The organism is Microvirga sp. KLBC 81 (assembly GCF_003075415.1).
Classification (GTDB): domain Bacteria; phylum Pseudomonadota; class Alphaproteobacteria; order Rhizobiales; family Beijerinckiaceae; genus Microvirga.
On sequence record NZ_QDAH01000053.1, the window covers coordinates 1 to 14,139 of the forward strand.

Sequence of the window (14,139 nt, forward strand, 5' to 3'; positions counted from 1 at the left end):
ATCCGCGCAACCGGATACTTCCAAAGTGGTCTGAAAGCCAACTCCGGCCACCCTAAACGGCATTGTTCAGGGCCGACTACCTAGTGTTTTGAGCACGACCTCAGCTGAAGTTCTTCCTGGAGTGAAGGTCTTGCTTGTCAGACCTTCCTCTTTCGGAAGGAGACGCTCTGAGATCGAGGCGCAATGCTCCGTTCGCCAGTCGCATTCGCCTGGCCGCTGGTTAGAATTCAGGTTGTGGTGAAAAGAGGAGATGGGAGCTCCTAGAGCTCCGCTTTCTCCATTTCCTCGATATAAGCTTGGATGGCTTCAGGCCGATACCGGATCGCGGCCCGCCTTCCGCGCCCCAAGCGCACAAAAGGCGGCCCGCACTTTTGGGAGCGCCACCATTGGATCGTGGCAGGCGCAACACCGAACACTAGCGCGACCTCTTCCGTAGTGAGCAGTCGCTGAAGGCTTTCGCCGTGCAGCTCGAACGGGGATTTGGTTGAAGGTTTGGAAGCCTTCTTGGTTGATGCTGTCGCGGAACGGTTTGTTGAACGCCCGGCGACCTTCACGCACGGCGGTCTCGCCGTACTTTCAACCAGCCTTCTGCCGAGCGTTGACTCTTCTTTCCGTTGCGACTCCGCCACTGTCTAACTCCCTTACGACTTGCTTTGACATGCCCAATCCAGTGCGGCTCCTTGCAGGAGGGCCCGACTGGTTTGGTCAACTGACTTATTCGTATTATGGGAAGGTTATTTCCGATAAGAAGACTATCTTCTTGGGGTATTAAGAGGCAATCACAAAGAGTTAATTCACGTGGTGAGTGCAAGTCGGCCAGCCGATTAAGGCGTCGGTGAAAAAGAGGTTTTATACCATTATTTATCTATCAAGAATCGCGACGGACGCTGAATTGAATTTTAGATAGGCAGAAATCAACGTTGATTGCATGTCCGCTCTATCCAGCAAGCTGCTCGTTGCATCGTCTATTCTGATGGCATCTGCCAATCATGATAACTCATGATACGGTGTGGTGTGCCCGCTCCAGCACTGGACTAAGCTGCGTGCTCTTGATGTTTCGCCTGGAACGCTGGCTAAGCGTGTAGGATCAGCGCAGGCCGATGAGCCGCCTAGATTAGCCTTGGTTCAGCGCAGCACTGTACCTCCGCATCAAAAGAGATCCAGTGCGGCGCGCGACAGCCGTGTAATAGCCGTAGGCCCTCGGGAGGGGCTGGGTCGCAGCCGCCCTATTATCTGTCCAATCTATGATGCTGCCTCAACTAACTTGTTGGGGCTGAGGCCGACTGTCTCGATCTCGCTTGGCCCCAGACCGGCGGCATGCGTGAGGAACCTATCCCACGCATCGAACGCGGCGCGGCGCTCCTTCAGCAGGGGCGCGCGGTTGTACACGCCGACAATGCCGCCGAAGGTGCCGGAAATGTGATTGATCGCCCGCTCGATCACCGGAATGTCTACGCCCAGTTGATCATGCGCATGGGTGACGAAGCTGCGGCGCAGATCATGCAGGGTCCAGTGGGGCAGGGGCCCAGCTTTCGGATCCACGACACGCCGCAGCTCCAGCACCTTGGCATCGAGCCGCCGCTTGGCTTTCGAGAGCGCACCAAACACCGTGCCAGAGATGGTCGAGAAGACGAGGTCCCGGCCGTGCTGCCGTGATCTGAGAATGGCCACCGCGGATGGAGAGAGCGGCACGTCATGCGGGCGCCGGTTCTTGGTTCGCTCCGCCGGCAGGCGCCAGAGTCTCTCTTGGAGATCAATCTCGCTCTGGGGCATCTCGAACACTTCGGCCCGGCGCTGGCCCGTCAGCATGAGAAAGCGCACCGCAGCGCCATAGGTGTCATCTAGCGCCAGAGCGGCACGGTAGATGAGCCCGAGCTCCTCCATCGACAGCACCCGCTCGCGCCGCACGTCCCGGCCAGCCGGAGCCGTGTCCCGGACCGGGTTGTCGTCACAGAGGCCGACGGATCTGGCCCAGGAGAACATCTTGCGGATCACCGCCCGAGCGAGATTGGCCTGCCGGATGCCGCGTTCCGCAATGGTGTGAAGGACATCGGCGATATCGGCCCGTGTGACCTCATCGAAGGGCGTGTTGGCCAGCGGCTCGAACAGGCGGGTCAGGATACGCCGGTACTCCGCCGCCGTCCTCGGTCTCAGGCGAACGTCGACGTACTTGGTCAGGAACTCCTCACGCACATCGGCAAAGCGGCGCTTGCGCACACGCTCCAGCTCGCTCTGGCGCTTTTCCGCCGAAGGATCGCCGCCGCGGGCGACCTGCCCGGCGAGATCACGCGCCATCCGCCTGGCGTCCTCCAGCCCGAGCTTGCGTACGTCTCCGATGGTGACCATGCGGGCTGGGGCCGTGCGACTGGCACCAGCGCGATAGCGGTAGACGTAGCGGCGCTGCCCAGAGGGATATACCCGGACGCCGAACCCTGGAGTGGCCTCATCCCAGACGGCATATTCCTTGGCTTGGATCGGCAACGACCCGACACGACTGGCGGTGAACTTGAGACGCTCTGGCACGCTTTGCCCCCTGATGGCCGTGCGCACCCCGTGCGCACGCAACTTCGATCTTGCTGCAGCTTGTTCGGGTTTTTTCGGCTTATTCAAAGCCAAATTTCCGAGTCACATCAAGATCTTAGATCGAAAAGCCTTGTGTTACAAGGACTCGCAGGGATGCGCTCGTTCTAACTTTTCATCAGAGGGTCCTGGATTCGAGTCCCAGCGCGCTCACCACTTCAAACCCTTAACCGGCAAGGATTTTGTGTCTTTCCTGTGTCTGCAGGTCCGCACCCTAGTTTCTTGCGGGTAACACTAGGGGTAACAGCAGACGAAACTAGAGCATTCTGCGCCAGCCTCGTCTCACTTTGTGCTGGGCAGCCGAACGTCTGCAACCGCCCGATGAGCAGACTTTTACACGGCTGCGCTTAAAGGCAGTTTTTGACCTGGAACAGACCTTCCGCTCCGTGCTGGCAACAACAGCCCGACGCCGCTTTCCCGCTGGGGCGAGAGGGCGCATTCTAGTTCTATCGATAAAGTCCCAGTGTTTGACCTACGCCTAGCATTCTGTCCAACGAGCCCTTATATCAACAGTGTCAGGCTCGCCTGACTATGATCGTAGAGGCAGAGTGGAATAGGCGTTTAGGACGCGGGTTCGATTCCCGCCGCCTCCACCACAAGCACATCGGCCGTCCAGGTACCGCAGGACGGGTTTGGCCAACCGACCTTTCGTTGGGGTCGGGTTGCAATCCCGATGTGTTTCTGATGGGGGCGATATGGGTTCGACTGGGCGCGATAAAGACTAGGCTGCGATTAGGCTGAGCTACGGCCTCAACAGTGCAAATTCACAAATGCCAACGACAACGTTGACATGGGTGCGGTGCGCCTCGCGGCGTAACCATCCGGGGCTCGGGACAGCCTAGCAACAGAAACGGCACCTTCGGGTGCCGTTCCCATTTCAAGCCTTTGGCCTTCTCAGCGACCGCTGACCCCCCACAACAGAGAGACGAAGAACAGATGTCGGTTATTCAGGTGAACGGCTACATCCGGGTTCCTAAAGGGACACTGGTTTATCCGACGGGCGATGGCACGGAGGCTCCGGCCACGCGCGATCAGGTCGTGAGGGTTACCAACATCTTCGACGTGGACGTGAAGAGCGACAACTTCTACCTGCTCCTGCCAGACGACATGCGCCTGCGCTATTTCGAGGCCAGCGGCGGCAAGCGCCCCATCGATCAGGATATTCTCGAGTTCACTGATCGCCTGACCCGGGGCGACTACCGTGCGGTGGAATGGTCGAACAAATGGGCGCTGATCGCCAATGTGCAGCCTGCTGAAGCTCCCGCCAACGCGAAAACGGTCCGGAAAGCGGAGAAGCCGGAGAAGAAGCCGGTCACCAAGCTGCAACGAATGGTGATCGGTTCTATGTGGCAATTCGCTCAGGACGTGGAGCTTCGCTACAAGGTGCGCAATCCCGCCTATGCTGTCATGCGCGATGACGTTGACAGCAGTCTCAGTCACTTGCCTGCGAATGTTCGAAGGCAGGCTGTCGATGCCAAGCTGAACGAGCTCGGTGTCATGGATTACCTGGATGAGCCCTGGGGCCATGTGAAGGCCGGCGAGACCTTCACGGTTCGTGGCAAGCTGACCTCCGGCCTCGGAGGTGGGCAGGACGTGCCGATGCTGTTCCGGGGCGAGAAGTTCACGCTGCCTTACACCAGCCTCGAGCCGTACGTCGAACTGGCGAACGAACGATAGAATCCAGACAGGCTCGCTTGCAGCCGGCCGTCACGACTGACGACCGGCTGGATCAGCGCTACCGTACCGCCGACCAAACTCAGGCCGCTTGCGGCCACGATTGAGCTCTCTCCGCCTCAAGAGGCTCTTCCGCCGTGCGGGTGAACTGGCTGCCAGAAAGGCCCGGCGGGATGGGAGCGAGATAGGTGACCGCGACGGTCCCACCGCGCTTGAAGCGCTGCTCCGGCCCCCAGAAGTGCCCTGAATTGAGGGCAACGGGAAGAACGGGACGGTCCAGCTTTGCGTAGAGCAGTTCCACCCCTCGCTTGAACGCGATGGGCTCGGAAACCGATTTCCTGGTTCCCTCCGGAAAGATCAGCACCGAACGGCCCTGAGCGATGGCGGCCCGGCTTTCGTCAACCATCTTCCGGACTGCTTTCGAGCCGCTGCCCCGGTCGATCAGGATCATCGGAGACTTGCGCAGGAACCATGAGAAGACCGGGATCGTCAGCAGTTCCTGCTTGGCGACAATGGCGACGTCAGGGAAGAGGATCAGGAAAGCCAGGGTTTCCCAGGTCGACTGGTGATTGGCGACGATCAGGCAAGGCTCGCCCGGAATGTTGTGCCGGCCGTGTTCGGCATAGGTGAGGCCCACAAGCCAGTTCAAGCCGATGAGAACACCACGAGCCCACAGCCGCGATGCTACCCGGACCCCATGCTCGGGAGAGCCGCATAGCCACAGGATGGCCAAGGCAGGCGTGAAGAGTGCGGTCCAGACAGCTAACGAGATGTCGAACAGTTTTGAGCGAAGGCGCTGCATGTGTCTCAGTGTGTCAGTTAAATTCACGCGTGATCGTGGTGCTGGCTCAAGCTGAAAGGAGGTGCGAGGCGGCGCAGGAACAGATGATGCGCCGCCTGAAAAACCCGGGAGTGGTGCTCGGGCTCTGTTGTACTCGTTCTGCTAGGCTTTCGACGCTGTCGTCTCGGATCGTGGGCCGGCACTGGGAGCCGTTCCTGGCCGACGCTGACCGGCGAAACGAGGCTTTGGCTTGGGCGCTGCAATCAAACCTTCGCGAATAGCCTGCTTGCGGGCCGCCTTGCGATTGCGCCGGATCGCTTCCGCCTTTTCACGGGTCTTCCGCTCGGAAGGCTTCTCGTAGGCTTTGCGCGCCTTCATCTCGCGGAAAATGCCTTCGCGCTGCATCTTCTTTTTCAGGACCCTCAGAGCCTGATCGACATTGTTGTCACGTACTAGAACCTGCATAGGATGTCCTGACTAAAACGGTGGGTTTCACACTGCCGCCGTGTTTCTTCGGCGGATTACATCGACGAGCGGCCAGAGCGAAGAGGGCTACAAGCTCCGAATCTCGCTCTCCCGGACGGCTCTCTCGATGGCGCCCGACTTGATCCGGTATGAAAGCTCGCCGGTCTGATCGGCCGGCATCAGCCGCACAACTTCGTAGATGCCACCGGCACTCGTCCTGGCGTCGGAAAAGCCGGGCTGCCTCAGTCGAACCATCTGCCGTATTTTGAACTTGTGGGACATCGGTCGATCTCCTTGTTGTTGAATGAATGGATTGGATGCCGCCTCGATAGTGTCCGGGCAGGAACCGCTACTTTCTTCCCTTGCGGGCCGCGTACCGAGCGTCGCGGGCGGCCTTGCGCTCGGCCTGCAATCTGACCTCGTTCGCTGCCTTTTCGGCGGCTGCGCGCTGCTTCTGCTCCGCTTGCTCCGCCGCAAGGGCCTCACGCTCCGCCGTGATGCGAGCGTTCTCGGTAAGGCGCCGGGCCTGTCGTTCAGCGATGCGAGCATCCCGCGCGGCGCTCATGGCTGCCCGGGCGGCCCGCCGTTCGGCAACCGCCGGATCGTCCGGCCCTGGCCGCTGACGGAACTTGAAGGCCATCGCCTGCTTCGCGTCTCTGGCAGCATTCAGCCGTTCGGAAAAATCTTTCTGCTTCATTCCACTCATTAATCTCATGCAACTGTCTGATCAGACCTATGCTGGCTAGCGGACACGCCTGATGCTGGTGATGGTGCCTTCCGGCAACGTACCTTGCTCTTGCTGGGCTCGGGCAATCACACCGACGGCCCAGGTATCGGTCGCCTTTGCAGGATCGTCGACCCACAGATAGGCGGTGCGACCATCGTCATAGTTCACCAGGAACATAACCGATTTCGCAGGGGTGGTTTTCCGGAATGTGTTCATCACTTCCTCACGCGGTTGACCATCGAATGATCGGCATTCGCAAAGAAAAAGCCGCTCCACCTCGGAGCGGCTTCACATAGAGCGCAAGTCGTGTGCGCTCGATCAGCCTTACGCCGTCTGGATATTGTTGACGGCGACCTTGCCGGAGCGGCGGTCCTCAGCCGTGTCGAAGGACACCTTCTGGCCTTCGCGAAGGCCGCGGATGCCGGCGCGCTCGAGAGCGGTAGCGTGGACGAACACGTCCTTGTCGCCGTTGTCCGGCTGAATGAAGCCGAAGCCCTTCTGGTCGTTGTAGAATTTTACGGTGCCCGTAATCATGGGAATATCCTTGAGTTTATGCGTCAGTGCACGTGAGCTTGAAGGCGTGCGAGAGCACGACCTCAGTCTCGGGTTCGTCGATGTTTGGGAGAGTGTCTGAACGTGCGCCTGGCATGCCAAGGCGTAACGGCCCGATTGTCCGGCCAAATGTCGATGGAAGATACCTAGTGCCCCAATCAGGCAAATACAAGGCAGAATCGCGCAGTAATTTCCCAGATGGCTTTGAAAACCATGATCGAGTAGGAAGTCAAACATCGACCAACAGGGTTTATCGAGCGTCTATTTTCTCTAGTTTTCTATTTTTTTGTCTCTTCTATCTTGTGGCGGTCCAGAAGATCGTCCATATGACATCAATCCAACCGACATGTTCGGCCTGCTCTCTGAAGCTCATGATTGAGCGCCGAGCCCGCTTTCCGCATCTTTGAAGTTTGGTCGCCGCGTGGAACTACGCGGCGGATCCGTCGTTTCGCACTGCGTTCGGCTCCATCAACAATCAATAATATCGGCCCGGCTCGACGCCGAAGCCGCCCAAGGACATCATGAAGACTATCCCTCAGACGAAGCCCGTTAAGACAGCCTTTCAGCCCTCAGCTACGAAGCACCCACGCAAGTCCAGCCTGACGTGGCAGCCACACCAAAGCAGTCTCACGCGCGAAGAAATCCGAGCGATCATCCTTGAGCAGATCGGGTAAGATCATCGAGGTCAGAGCCATGACGGTTCAGGGCACTCCTACGATTGTACACATTCTATAGCCTTTTCATATCCATCGGCGGCTTGTTGGGCTTTTTGAGGAAGGATTGCTCCTGGCACTTGCCGGACGAAGATACTTGTCGAGCGTGCCTCCATGCTTGAACACGATGGTGCAACTCCGCTCCTGGAAGCTGCGCAGCAAGGCAAATGTCCGATTCGGGGAAAAGGTCTCGGTGAGCTTGGTGAAACCGACAATGTCGACAAACAGTACGGCCACGGTCCGGATCGCCGAAATCAGTTCCGCCGCGCTTCGTGAGGGCGGAGGCCACATCCGGTGAGACGTAACGGGCGAGGTCTGCCCGCACGACTTCGGTCTCGACCTGTTGCACCAGGGTCCGTCGGCTACGCCAGACGGTCAGGGTGATGAGCAGGGTGAACAAGGCGGTCGCGACGAGTTGGGTGTACCATGACGTCAGTCCGACGAAGGTTGGCTGAAAGATGAGGTCCAGGACCGAAGCCGATGTCAGCGACCCTTCTGCGGCCACGTCGTTGAAACGCAGCGTGTCTGGCAGGGAATGGATCGTGAAGACCCCAATCGACCAGATGACGAGAATCGACAGTCCTGTCCAGACGACACGTCTCGGGGAGTAGGTGAGGGCAGCCTCAGCCAGCAAGAGGAGAACGTAGAGGAACTCCTGGCCGCGCAGCCGGATCTGGACGGGCCAATCAGCCACGACGGCAACCGGGGGAGGGACCAGGATTGCGGTGGTCACGAGGGCCACATCGAGCACGATGAAGCCAAGCTTGATCGCCTCGCCGTGGGTATGGTGGCGCAGCCGGTACGGGATGTAGCCGAGGATGAAGAACACGAGGGCATAGGTGCCGTAGTAGAGATCGCGTGGCCAGGGCACGATCGAGAAGAGCCACGCGGTGACGACGATGATGGCGGTAAGCCTTGCATAGAAGGCGAACTGAAGCCCCTCGATCTCGGCCTGCCGGATGCTGGCCCGGAGGCGATTGCTCTCCTTGAGGTCCCCTGGCCAGCGCAAGGTTTGCCTGAGCTTATGACCGAAGCCGACGATCCAGGTCGCCCTGTCAGACATGTGTGGCCTCGCTGATGGTGGAGATCGGCCGCGCACGTGGTGGCATCCCAGACAGACTGGCCGTTTGCGCCTATGGGATGGCGTCTGCCTACCGGAGAAAGCGCACCGAACGTCCCTGACAAGCCACAGTTGCCGATCTTGTGAAGAGACGGGGCATCAGGCGGCACGCAGCACGATGGTAGTCAACTCGGACGGCACGCCGAGCCGGACTGCGAACCCGATCCACAGTGCGGTGCCGTTGTTAACGTAGAGGGGCATGCCTTCCACGTCATAGAGGCCGGACACGAAACCCTTGTTGGCCCTTGCCACGATGCGGTCGAGGCCCATGATCATGCCGCCGTGCGTGTGCCCGGAAAGCTGCAAGGCGATCCCGGCTCGCGCCGCGAGCCCAGCTTCCCGCGGCTGATGGTTGAGGAGGATCACCGGTGACCCGGCAGGTGCGCCCTCGATCGCCTCTTGGCGATGTCGGGGCGGGGGAAGCCCGTAACCCCAGCGGCAAGGTCGGTGACCCCGGCCAGCACGAACCGTGAGCCCGCCCTCCCGATCACGGCATGGCTGTTGGCGAGCGGACGCAGGCCCAGTTCGGCGAACCGTTGCATCCAGCCGGGATAGCCGAAGTAGTACTCGTGGTTTCCCGGGACGACATACACGCCGCTCCTCGAACGAAGATCCTTCAATGGTTCGACATCCTCGCGACGGGCGGCGAGCGTGCCGTCGATCAGGTCTCCCGTAATCACGATCAGGTCGGCATCCTGGCTGTTCGCTGCCTCGATCATGGCCGTCACCCAGGGAGCCTGGAACAGGCGGGAGATGTGCAGGTCCGTCAGTTGCAGGATGCGGAAGCCGTCGAGGTCGCGCGGGAGGCCCTTGATGGGGATCTCAACTGTCTTGGGAGACGGAACGCGCAGAGCCTGCGAGACACCGAATGCCGACACGGCAAGGGCTATGATGCCCACGAGGCAAAGCATCCACACGGGAGGCTTGACCCATCGGCGCTCGATGAGCCAGCGGACGAGCCTGTAGAACTCGATCGCGATCTGGACCAGGACGATGAGGAGGATCGACACGAACAGCCAGTTGACCACGATCATCACGGCCCTCGGCATTTCCGGCGAGAACATCGTCCCGAACACGATCCGGCTCAGGAGATGGTGAACGGACACCAGGAGCACCACGGTGACGAGCGCGTACCTCGCAAGTCCAGCGATGGGCAGCCGTCCCAGGAACCGGAACGCAACGATCAGGCCGAGGGACATGGTCGCGAGGTGAAACACTCAGGTCATCCTATCGATGGGGTGGGGAATCATGGATTGCAGGCATCCAGGGGTCGGCACGAGCATCGGCCCGGAAGCAAGGGATGCTCCCGGGCCGATGACGGTTTCATGATTGTGGCTATCAGGCGACGGAGGTCACGCCGCCAGGGATGCAGTGTCGATCACGAAGCGATACTTCACGTCGCCTTTGAGCATCCGCTCGTAGGCTTCGTTGATCCCGTCGGCTCGGATCATCTCGATATCAGCAACGATCCCATGCTCGGCACAGAAATCCAGCATCTCCTGCGTCTCGGGGATGCCGCCGATCATTGACCCGGCCAGGCTGCGGCGTTTCATGATCAGGCTGAACACCTCCGGGGACGGGTGCGGCGTCGCCGGTGCGCCCACCAGCGTCATGGTGCCATCGCGCTTGAGTAAGGCGAGGAAGGCATCGAGGTCATGCGGTGCTGCCACCGTATTGAGGATGAAGTCGAGGCTCTTGGCGCGCGCTGCCATCTCGTCAGCGTTGCGGGAGACGACGACCTCATGCGCGCCCAATGCCTCGGCGGCCTCGCGCTTCGACTCAGAGGTGGTGAACGCCACCACGTGCGCGCCCATCGCGTGCGCGAGCTTGATGCCCATGTGGCCCAGGCCGCCGATGCCGACAACACCCACCTTGTGGCCGGGTCCGACGTTCCAGTGGCGCAGCGGCGAGTACGTGGTGATGCCGGCGCACAGCAGCGGCGCGACAGCAGCCAGCTGATCCTCGGGGTGGCTGATGCGCAGCACGTAGCACTCGTGCACGACGATCTGCTGAGAGTAACCACCCAGCGTGTGACCCGGCGCATCAGGCGTGGGGCCGTTGTAGGTGCCGACCATGTGATCGCAGTAGTTTTCCAACCCGTCGCCGCAATCGTCGCAGCGCCTGCAGCTATCGACGATGCACCCTACGCCGACCAGATCGCCGACCTTGTGGCTCGTCACATGCGCGCCCACTGCCGACACGCGACCGACGATCTCGTGACCTGGCACACACGGGTACAGGGTGCCGGCCCATTCAGAGCGCACCTGATGGATGTCCGAATGGCACACGCCGCAGAAGGCGATCGCGATGCCGACATCGTGTGGACCGACAGACCGCCGGCTGATGTCCATCGGCTCGAGCGGCTTGTCTCCGGCATAGGCACCAAAGGCCTTTACACTCATAGAAACTTACTTTCGTTGCTTAGATCATTGGGTGGGCGTCTGCGGAAGGGGGGCCATGCGAACAGGGTTCAGCCGAAGCTGCCATTATGAGCCGTGTTCATGGATCCCATCCCGCTTGAATGTGACGCTATCGAGTGGCGTATTCCTGGTCGGTGACCAGTTCCATCCAATCGGCATTCTTGCCGTTCTGGATGTAGGTGATCGCGACGTGGCTCATGCCGTTGGTGTCGGTTGCGCCATGCCAGTGCTTGATCCCGGCCGGGATCCACACCACGTCGCCGGACGTGATCTCCTGGCGAGCCTGGCCTTCGCGCTGGACCCAGCCCTTGCTCGCGGTGACGATGAGCATCTGCCCGGCCGGATGGCTGTGCCAGGCGGTGCGGGCGCGGGGGGCGAAGGTCACCAGACCCGCCGCGGCCGGGGGTCGTAACGGAGGGCGGCGTGAGAAGGTCGACCACCACCTGACCCGAGAAGTTCTTCGGATCGGCGATCACCGACGGCGAGGAGCCGCTCGGGAAGACCTGGATGTCCTGTGCATTGGCCGGGGCGCCACCGAGTGCGGCTGCGGTCATGGTGGCGGCGATGAGCGTGTTCTTCACGTTGGATCCTTTCAGGGTAGGAGAGGACGGGACGGCGACGGTCACTTGGACCGGCTCTTGAAGACCTCGGCTGCGACCGGACCGGCCGAGAAGGCGTTGGGCCAGCCGGCGTAGAAGGCGATCTGCGTGTGGTCTGCCCCCTGCAAAGTGATCCTCCCTGAAGTATGGCTTGTGAGCCGAAGGAGGACTGAGACATGGGCAAGAAGAGGCACACGGCAGAGGAGATCGTCGCCAAACTGCGGCAGGTCGACGTGCTGACCGCGCAGGGCCGGACGGTGGCAGACGCGATCCGGCAGATCGGCGTGACGGAGGTCACGTACCACAGGTGGCGTAACGAGTACGGCGGGCTCAAATCTGACCAAGTCAAGCGGCTGAAAGAACTGGAGATGGAGAATGCCAGGTTGCGCCGCGCTGTGTCCGATCTCACCCTGGAGAAGCTGATCCTCAAGGAGGCCGCTTCGGGAAACTACTGAGCCCCGCCCGCCGCCGCGCCTGTGTGGATCACGTGATCGCCAAGTACGGCGTCTCGGAACGACTGGCCTGCCGGGTCTGGGCCAGCACCGTTCCACCCAGCGCAGGATCCCCAAGCAGCCGGAAGATGAAGCGGCTTTGACGGCCGACATCATCGCCCTGGCGACCCAGTATGGCCGTTATGGCTATCGCCGGACACGGCTCTGCTGCGGGACGCCGGCTGGCTCGTGAACAAGAAGCGGGTCGAGCGGATCTGGCGGCGGGAGGGGCTGAAAGTGCCGCAAAAGCAACCGAAGAAAGGACGGCTCTGGCTCACTGACGGATCCTGCATCCGGCTGCGGCCAGAATATCCCAACCACGTCTGGTCGTATGACTTCGTCGAGGACCGCACGCATGATGGCCGCAAGTTCCGCATGCTCAACATCATCGATGAGTTCACGCGCGAATGCCTGGCCATCAGAGTGAACCGGAAGCTGAAGGCTGTCGATGTGATCGACGTGCTCTCGGACCTGTTCATCCTACGCGGTGTTCCAGGTCACATTCGCTCGGACAACGGGCCCGAGTTCGTGGCCAAAGCAGTACGCGAGTGGATCACGGCTGTGGGAGCCAGGACAGCTTACATCGAGCCGGGCAGCCCCTGGGAGAACGGCTATTGTGAAAGCTTCAACTCCAAGCTCCGGGACGAACTGCTGAAAGGAGAGATCTTCTACACGCTCGAGGAGGCTCAGGTGATCATCGAGAGCTGGCGACGGCACTACAACACGGTGCGCCCGCATTCATCCCTGGGCTACCGGCCACCCGCACCAGAGGTTCTGGTCCCAGCTTCCAAGCTGGCGCCGCGACCTGAGGTGACACGGGCGAAGTGGTCCAGCCGTTCTGTTAGTCTGATCGGCAAATTTCCTTGGGGGCTCAGGGAGGTTTGTCATGAGGAAGAAGCGGTTCTCGGTTGAGCAGATCGTCGCGGTCCTGAAGCAGGCGGAGCTCGGTCTACCGGTGGCGGATCTCATCCGGCAGGTCGGCATCTCGGAGCAGACGTTCTACCGCTGGAAGAAGCAGTACGCGGGCCTCGAGTCGGACCAGGTGCGCGAGCTCAAGCAGGTGGTCGAGGAGAATGCCCGGCTCAAGCGGCTGGTGGCTGAGCTCAGCCTCGACAAAGCCGTGCTGCAGGATGTGCTGTCAAAAAAGTTCCCCGGCCCGCGCTCCTGAAGCCGGTGGTGCGCTACGTGCAAGCGTCCCACGGCTACAGCGAGCGGCGGGCCTGTGCCCTGACACGCCAGCATCGCTCGACCCAGCGCAAGCCGCTCCGGAAGGATCCGCGCCTTGAGCTGCGTCAGCGCATGCACGAGATCGTGCGCACGCGGGTGCGCTATGGCTACCGGCGCGTCCACATCCTGCTCAAGCGCGAGGGCTGGACGGCTGGCCGCAATCTCGTCTACCGGCTCTACTGTGAGGAAGGATTAGCCCTGCGCAGCAAGCAGCCCCGACGGCGCAAGATGGTGGTGCAGCGACAGGCGCGCTGCCAACCTACGCGCCCCAACGAAGCTTGGAGCCTCGACTTCGTCCATGATGCGCTCAGCACTGGGCAGACGTTCCGGGCTCTGACGGTGATGGACGTGTTCACCCGCGAGGGACTGGCGATCGAGGTCGGGCAGCGGCTGCGCGGCGAGCACGTGGTCGAGGTGCTGAACCGTCTGCTGCGCCAGCGCGGGGCCCCGCAATTCCTGTTTGCCGACAATGGCGCCGAGTTCACCGGGCATCTGGTCGATCTGTGGGCCTATCACCACGGCACGCGGATCGACTTTTCCCGACCCGGCAAGCCGACCGACAATGCGCATATCGAGACGTTCAACGGCAGCCTACGGGACGAGTGCCTGAACCGGCATTGGTTCGAGAGCATCGCGGAGGCCAAGCGGATCATCGAGGCCTGGCGGAGGGAGTACAATGAGAGCCGTCCTCACATGGCGCTTGGAAACCGAACGCCACAGGAATATGCTTTGCGGATAAGCCCTTCGCCACTGGCGCAGGGCTCAATAGCCGACGGAAGCTAACGCTGGT

The 14,139-nt window shown here is 61.0% G+C and carries 15 protein-coding genes, 1 other RNA gene and 1 pseudogene; 4 read left to right on the top strand and 13 right to left on the bottom strand.

Going from position 1 to position 14,139, the window contains the following annotated elements:
• Positions 1-260: 260 nt before the first annotated feature.
• Positions 261-629: an AlpA family transcriptional regulator gene (locus DC522_RS36960; protein WP_116531106.1), complete on the bottom strand. Its 369-nt coding sequence runs from the start codon at positions 627-629 to the stop codon at positions 261-263.
• Positions 630-1,242: 613 nt separating this feature from the next.
• Positions 1,243-2,523, bottom strand: a complete 1,281-nt coding sequence (locus DC522_RS23845; protein ID WP_165820280.1) for a site-specific integrase — start codon at positions 2,521-2,523, stop codon at positions 1,243-1,245.
• A gap of 532 nt (positions 2,524-3,055) precedes the next feature.
• Here DC522_RS23845 and ssrA point away from each other — a divergent pair.
• Together ssrA and DC522_RS23855 are read left to right on the top strand one after the other, a co-directional pair.
• Positions 3,056-3,440, top strand: a transfer-messenger RNA (tmRNA) gene (ssrA, locus tag DC522_RS23850).
• Positions 3,441-3,516: 76 nt separating this feature from the next.
• Positions 3,517-4,257, top strand: a complete 741-nt coding sequence (locus tag DC522_RS23855) for a hypothetical protein (RefSeq protein WP_116531108.1) — start codon at positions 3,517-3,519, stop codon at positions 4,255-4,257.
• Positions 4,258-4,336: 79 nt separating this feature from the next.
• Here DC522_RS23855 and DC522_RS23860 read toward each other — a convergent pair whose 3' ends face one another.
• The 11 genes from DC522_RS23860 to DC522_RS36195 all read right to left on the bottom strand — a co-directional run bounded on the left by DC522_RS23860 (position 4,337) and on the right by DC522_RS36195 (position 11,417).
• Complete coding sequence (locus DC522_RS23860; protein ID WP_116531109.1) at positions 4,337-5,056, bottom strand: 1-acyl-sn-glycerol-3-phosphate acyltransferase; 720 nt, start codon at positions 5,054-5,056, stop codon at positions 4,337-4,339.
• A 141-nt stretch (positions 5,057-5,197) separates the two neighbouring features.
• The gene (rpsU, locus tag DC522_RS23865; RefSeq protein WP_116531110.1) at positions 5,198-5,500 is read right to left on the bottom strand and encodes a 30S ribosomal protein S21; all 303 of its coding nucleotides are present in this window, start codon (positions 5,498-5,500) and stop codon (positions 5,198-5,200) included.
• An 87-nt stretch (positions 5,501-5,587) separates the two neighbouring features.
• The gene (locus DC522_RS23870; protein ID WP_116531111.1) at positions 5,588-5,782 is read right to left on the bottom strand and encodes a hypothetical protein; all 195 of its coding nucleotides are present in this window, start codon (positions 5,780-5,782) and stop codon (positions 5,588-5,590) included.
• Positions 5,783-5,849: 67 nt separating this feature from the next.
• A complete protein-coding gene (locus DC522_RS23875) occupies positions 5,850-6,206 on the bottom strand; it encodes a DUF6481 family protein (protein WP_116531112.1) in 357 nt (118 codons plus the stop codon).
• Positions 6,207-6,242: 36 nt separating this feature from the next.
• Complete coding sequence (locus tag DC522_RS23880; protein ID WP_116531113.1) at positions 6,243-6,443, bottom strand: hypothetical protein; 201 nt, start codon at positions 6,441-6,443, stop codon at positions 6,243-6,245.
• 108 nt (positions 6,444-6,551) lie between these two features.
• The gene (locus DC522_RS23885; RefSeq protein WP_116528134.1) at positions 6,552-6,761 is read right to left on the bottom strand and encodes a cold-shock protein; all 210 of its coding nucleotides are present in this window, start codon (positions 6,759-6,761) and stop codon (positions 6,552-6,554) included.
• A gap of 747 nt (positions 6,762-7,508) precedes the next feature.
• A complete protein-coding gene (locus tag DC522_RS36185; protein ID WP_245444457.1) occupies positions 7,509-8,555 on the bottom strand; it encodes a hypothetical protein in 1,047 nt (348 codons plus the stop codon).
• Positions 8,556-8,711: 156 nt separating this feature from the next.
• Positions 8,712-8,978 (bottom strand): hypothetical protein, encoded by a 267-nt coding sequence (locus DC522_RS36190; RefSeq protein WP_245444459.1) that lies wholly within the window; start codon positions 8,976-8,978, stop codon positions 8,712-8,714.
• Positions 8,975-9,829 carry a metallophosphoesterase gene (locus DC522_RS23900; protein ID WP_245444461.1) on the bottom strand — a complete coding sequence of 285 codons (855 nt, stop codon included), beginning with the start codon at positions 9,827-9,829 and terminating at the stop codon, positions 8,975-8,977. The genes DC522_RS36190 and DC522_RS23900 overlap by 4 nt, the downstream gene beginning before the upstream one ends.
• Before the next feature lie 135 nt (positions 9,830-9,964).
• Positions 9,965-11,014 (bottom strand): NAD(P)-dependent alcohol dehydrogenase, encoded by a 1,050-nt coding sequence (locus tag DC522_RS23905; RefSeq protein WP_116531116.1) that lies wholly within the window; start codon positions 11,012-11,014, stop codon positions 9,965-9,967.
• 127 nt (positions 11,015-11,141) lie between these two features.
• Entirely contained in the window at positions 11,142-11,417 is a 276-nt protein-coding gene (locus DC522_RS36195; RefSeq protein ID WP_245444463.1) for a cupin domain-containing protein, read from the bottom strand.
• A gap of 390 nt (positions 11,418-11,807) precedes the next feature.
• On the opposite strand from DC522_RS36195, the pseudogene DC522_RS23920 reads away from it, so the two are divergent.
• Positions 11,808-13,034 (top strand): annotated as a pseudogene (locus DC522_RS23920) (IS3 family transposase).
• Positions 13,009-14,132 (top strand): IS3 family transposase gene (locus DC522_RS23925; RefSeq protein WP_371680351.1). Its coding sequence is split into 2 segments (ribosomal slippage): positions 13,009-13,261 and positions 13,261-14,132, totalling 1,125 coding nucleotides; the frame shifts between segments, so codons are not numbered across the junction. Before DC522_RS23920 ends, DC522_RS23925 begins: the two are co-directional and overlap by 26 nt.
• The last annotated feature ends 7 nt before the right edge of the window (positions 14,133-14,139 follow it).

What these genes read in the sequence shown, in the direction of transcription:
- DC522_RS23855 (WP_116531108.1), top strand. Translation starts at nt 3,517, where the DNA reads ATGTCGGTTATTCAGGTGAACGGCTACATCCGGGTTCCTAAAGGGACA.
- DC522_RS23860 (WP_116531109.1), bottom strand. Translation starts at nt 5,056, where the DNA reads ATGCAGCGCCTTCGCTCAAAACTGTTCGACATCTCGTTAGCTGTCTGG.
- rpsU (WP_116531110.1), bottom strand. Translation starts at nt 5,500, where the DNA reads ATGCAGGTTCTAGTACGTGACAACAATGTCGATCAGGCTCTGAGGGTC.
- DC522_RS23870 (WP_116531111.1), bottom strand. Translation starts at nt 5,782, where the DNA reads ATGTCCCACAAGTTCAAAATACGGCAGATGGTTCGACTGAGGCAGCCC.
- DC522_RS23875 (WP_116531112.1), bottom strand. Translation starts at nt 6,206, where the DNA reads ATGAGTGGAATGAAGCAGAAAGATTTTTCCGAACGGCTGAATGCTGCC.
- DC522_RS23880 (WP_116531113.1), bottom strand. Translation starts at nt 6,443, where the DNA reads ATGAACACATTCCGGAAAACCACCCCTGCGAAATCGGTTATGTTCCTG.
- DC522_RS23885 (WP_116528134.1), bottom strand. Translation starts at nt 6,761, where the DNA reads ATGATTACGGGCACCGTAAAATTCTACAACGACCAGAAGGGCTTCGGC.
- DC522_RS36185 (WP_245444457.1), bottom strand. Translation starts at nt 8,555, where the DNA reads ATGTCTGACAGGGCGACCTGGATCGTCGGCTTCGGTCATAAGCTCAGG.
- DC522_RS23905 (WP_116531116.1), bottom strand. Translation starts at nt 11,014, where the DNA reads ATGAGTGTAAAGGCCTTTGGTGCCTATGCCGGAGACAAGCCGCTCGAG.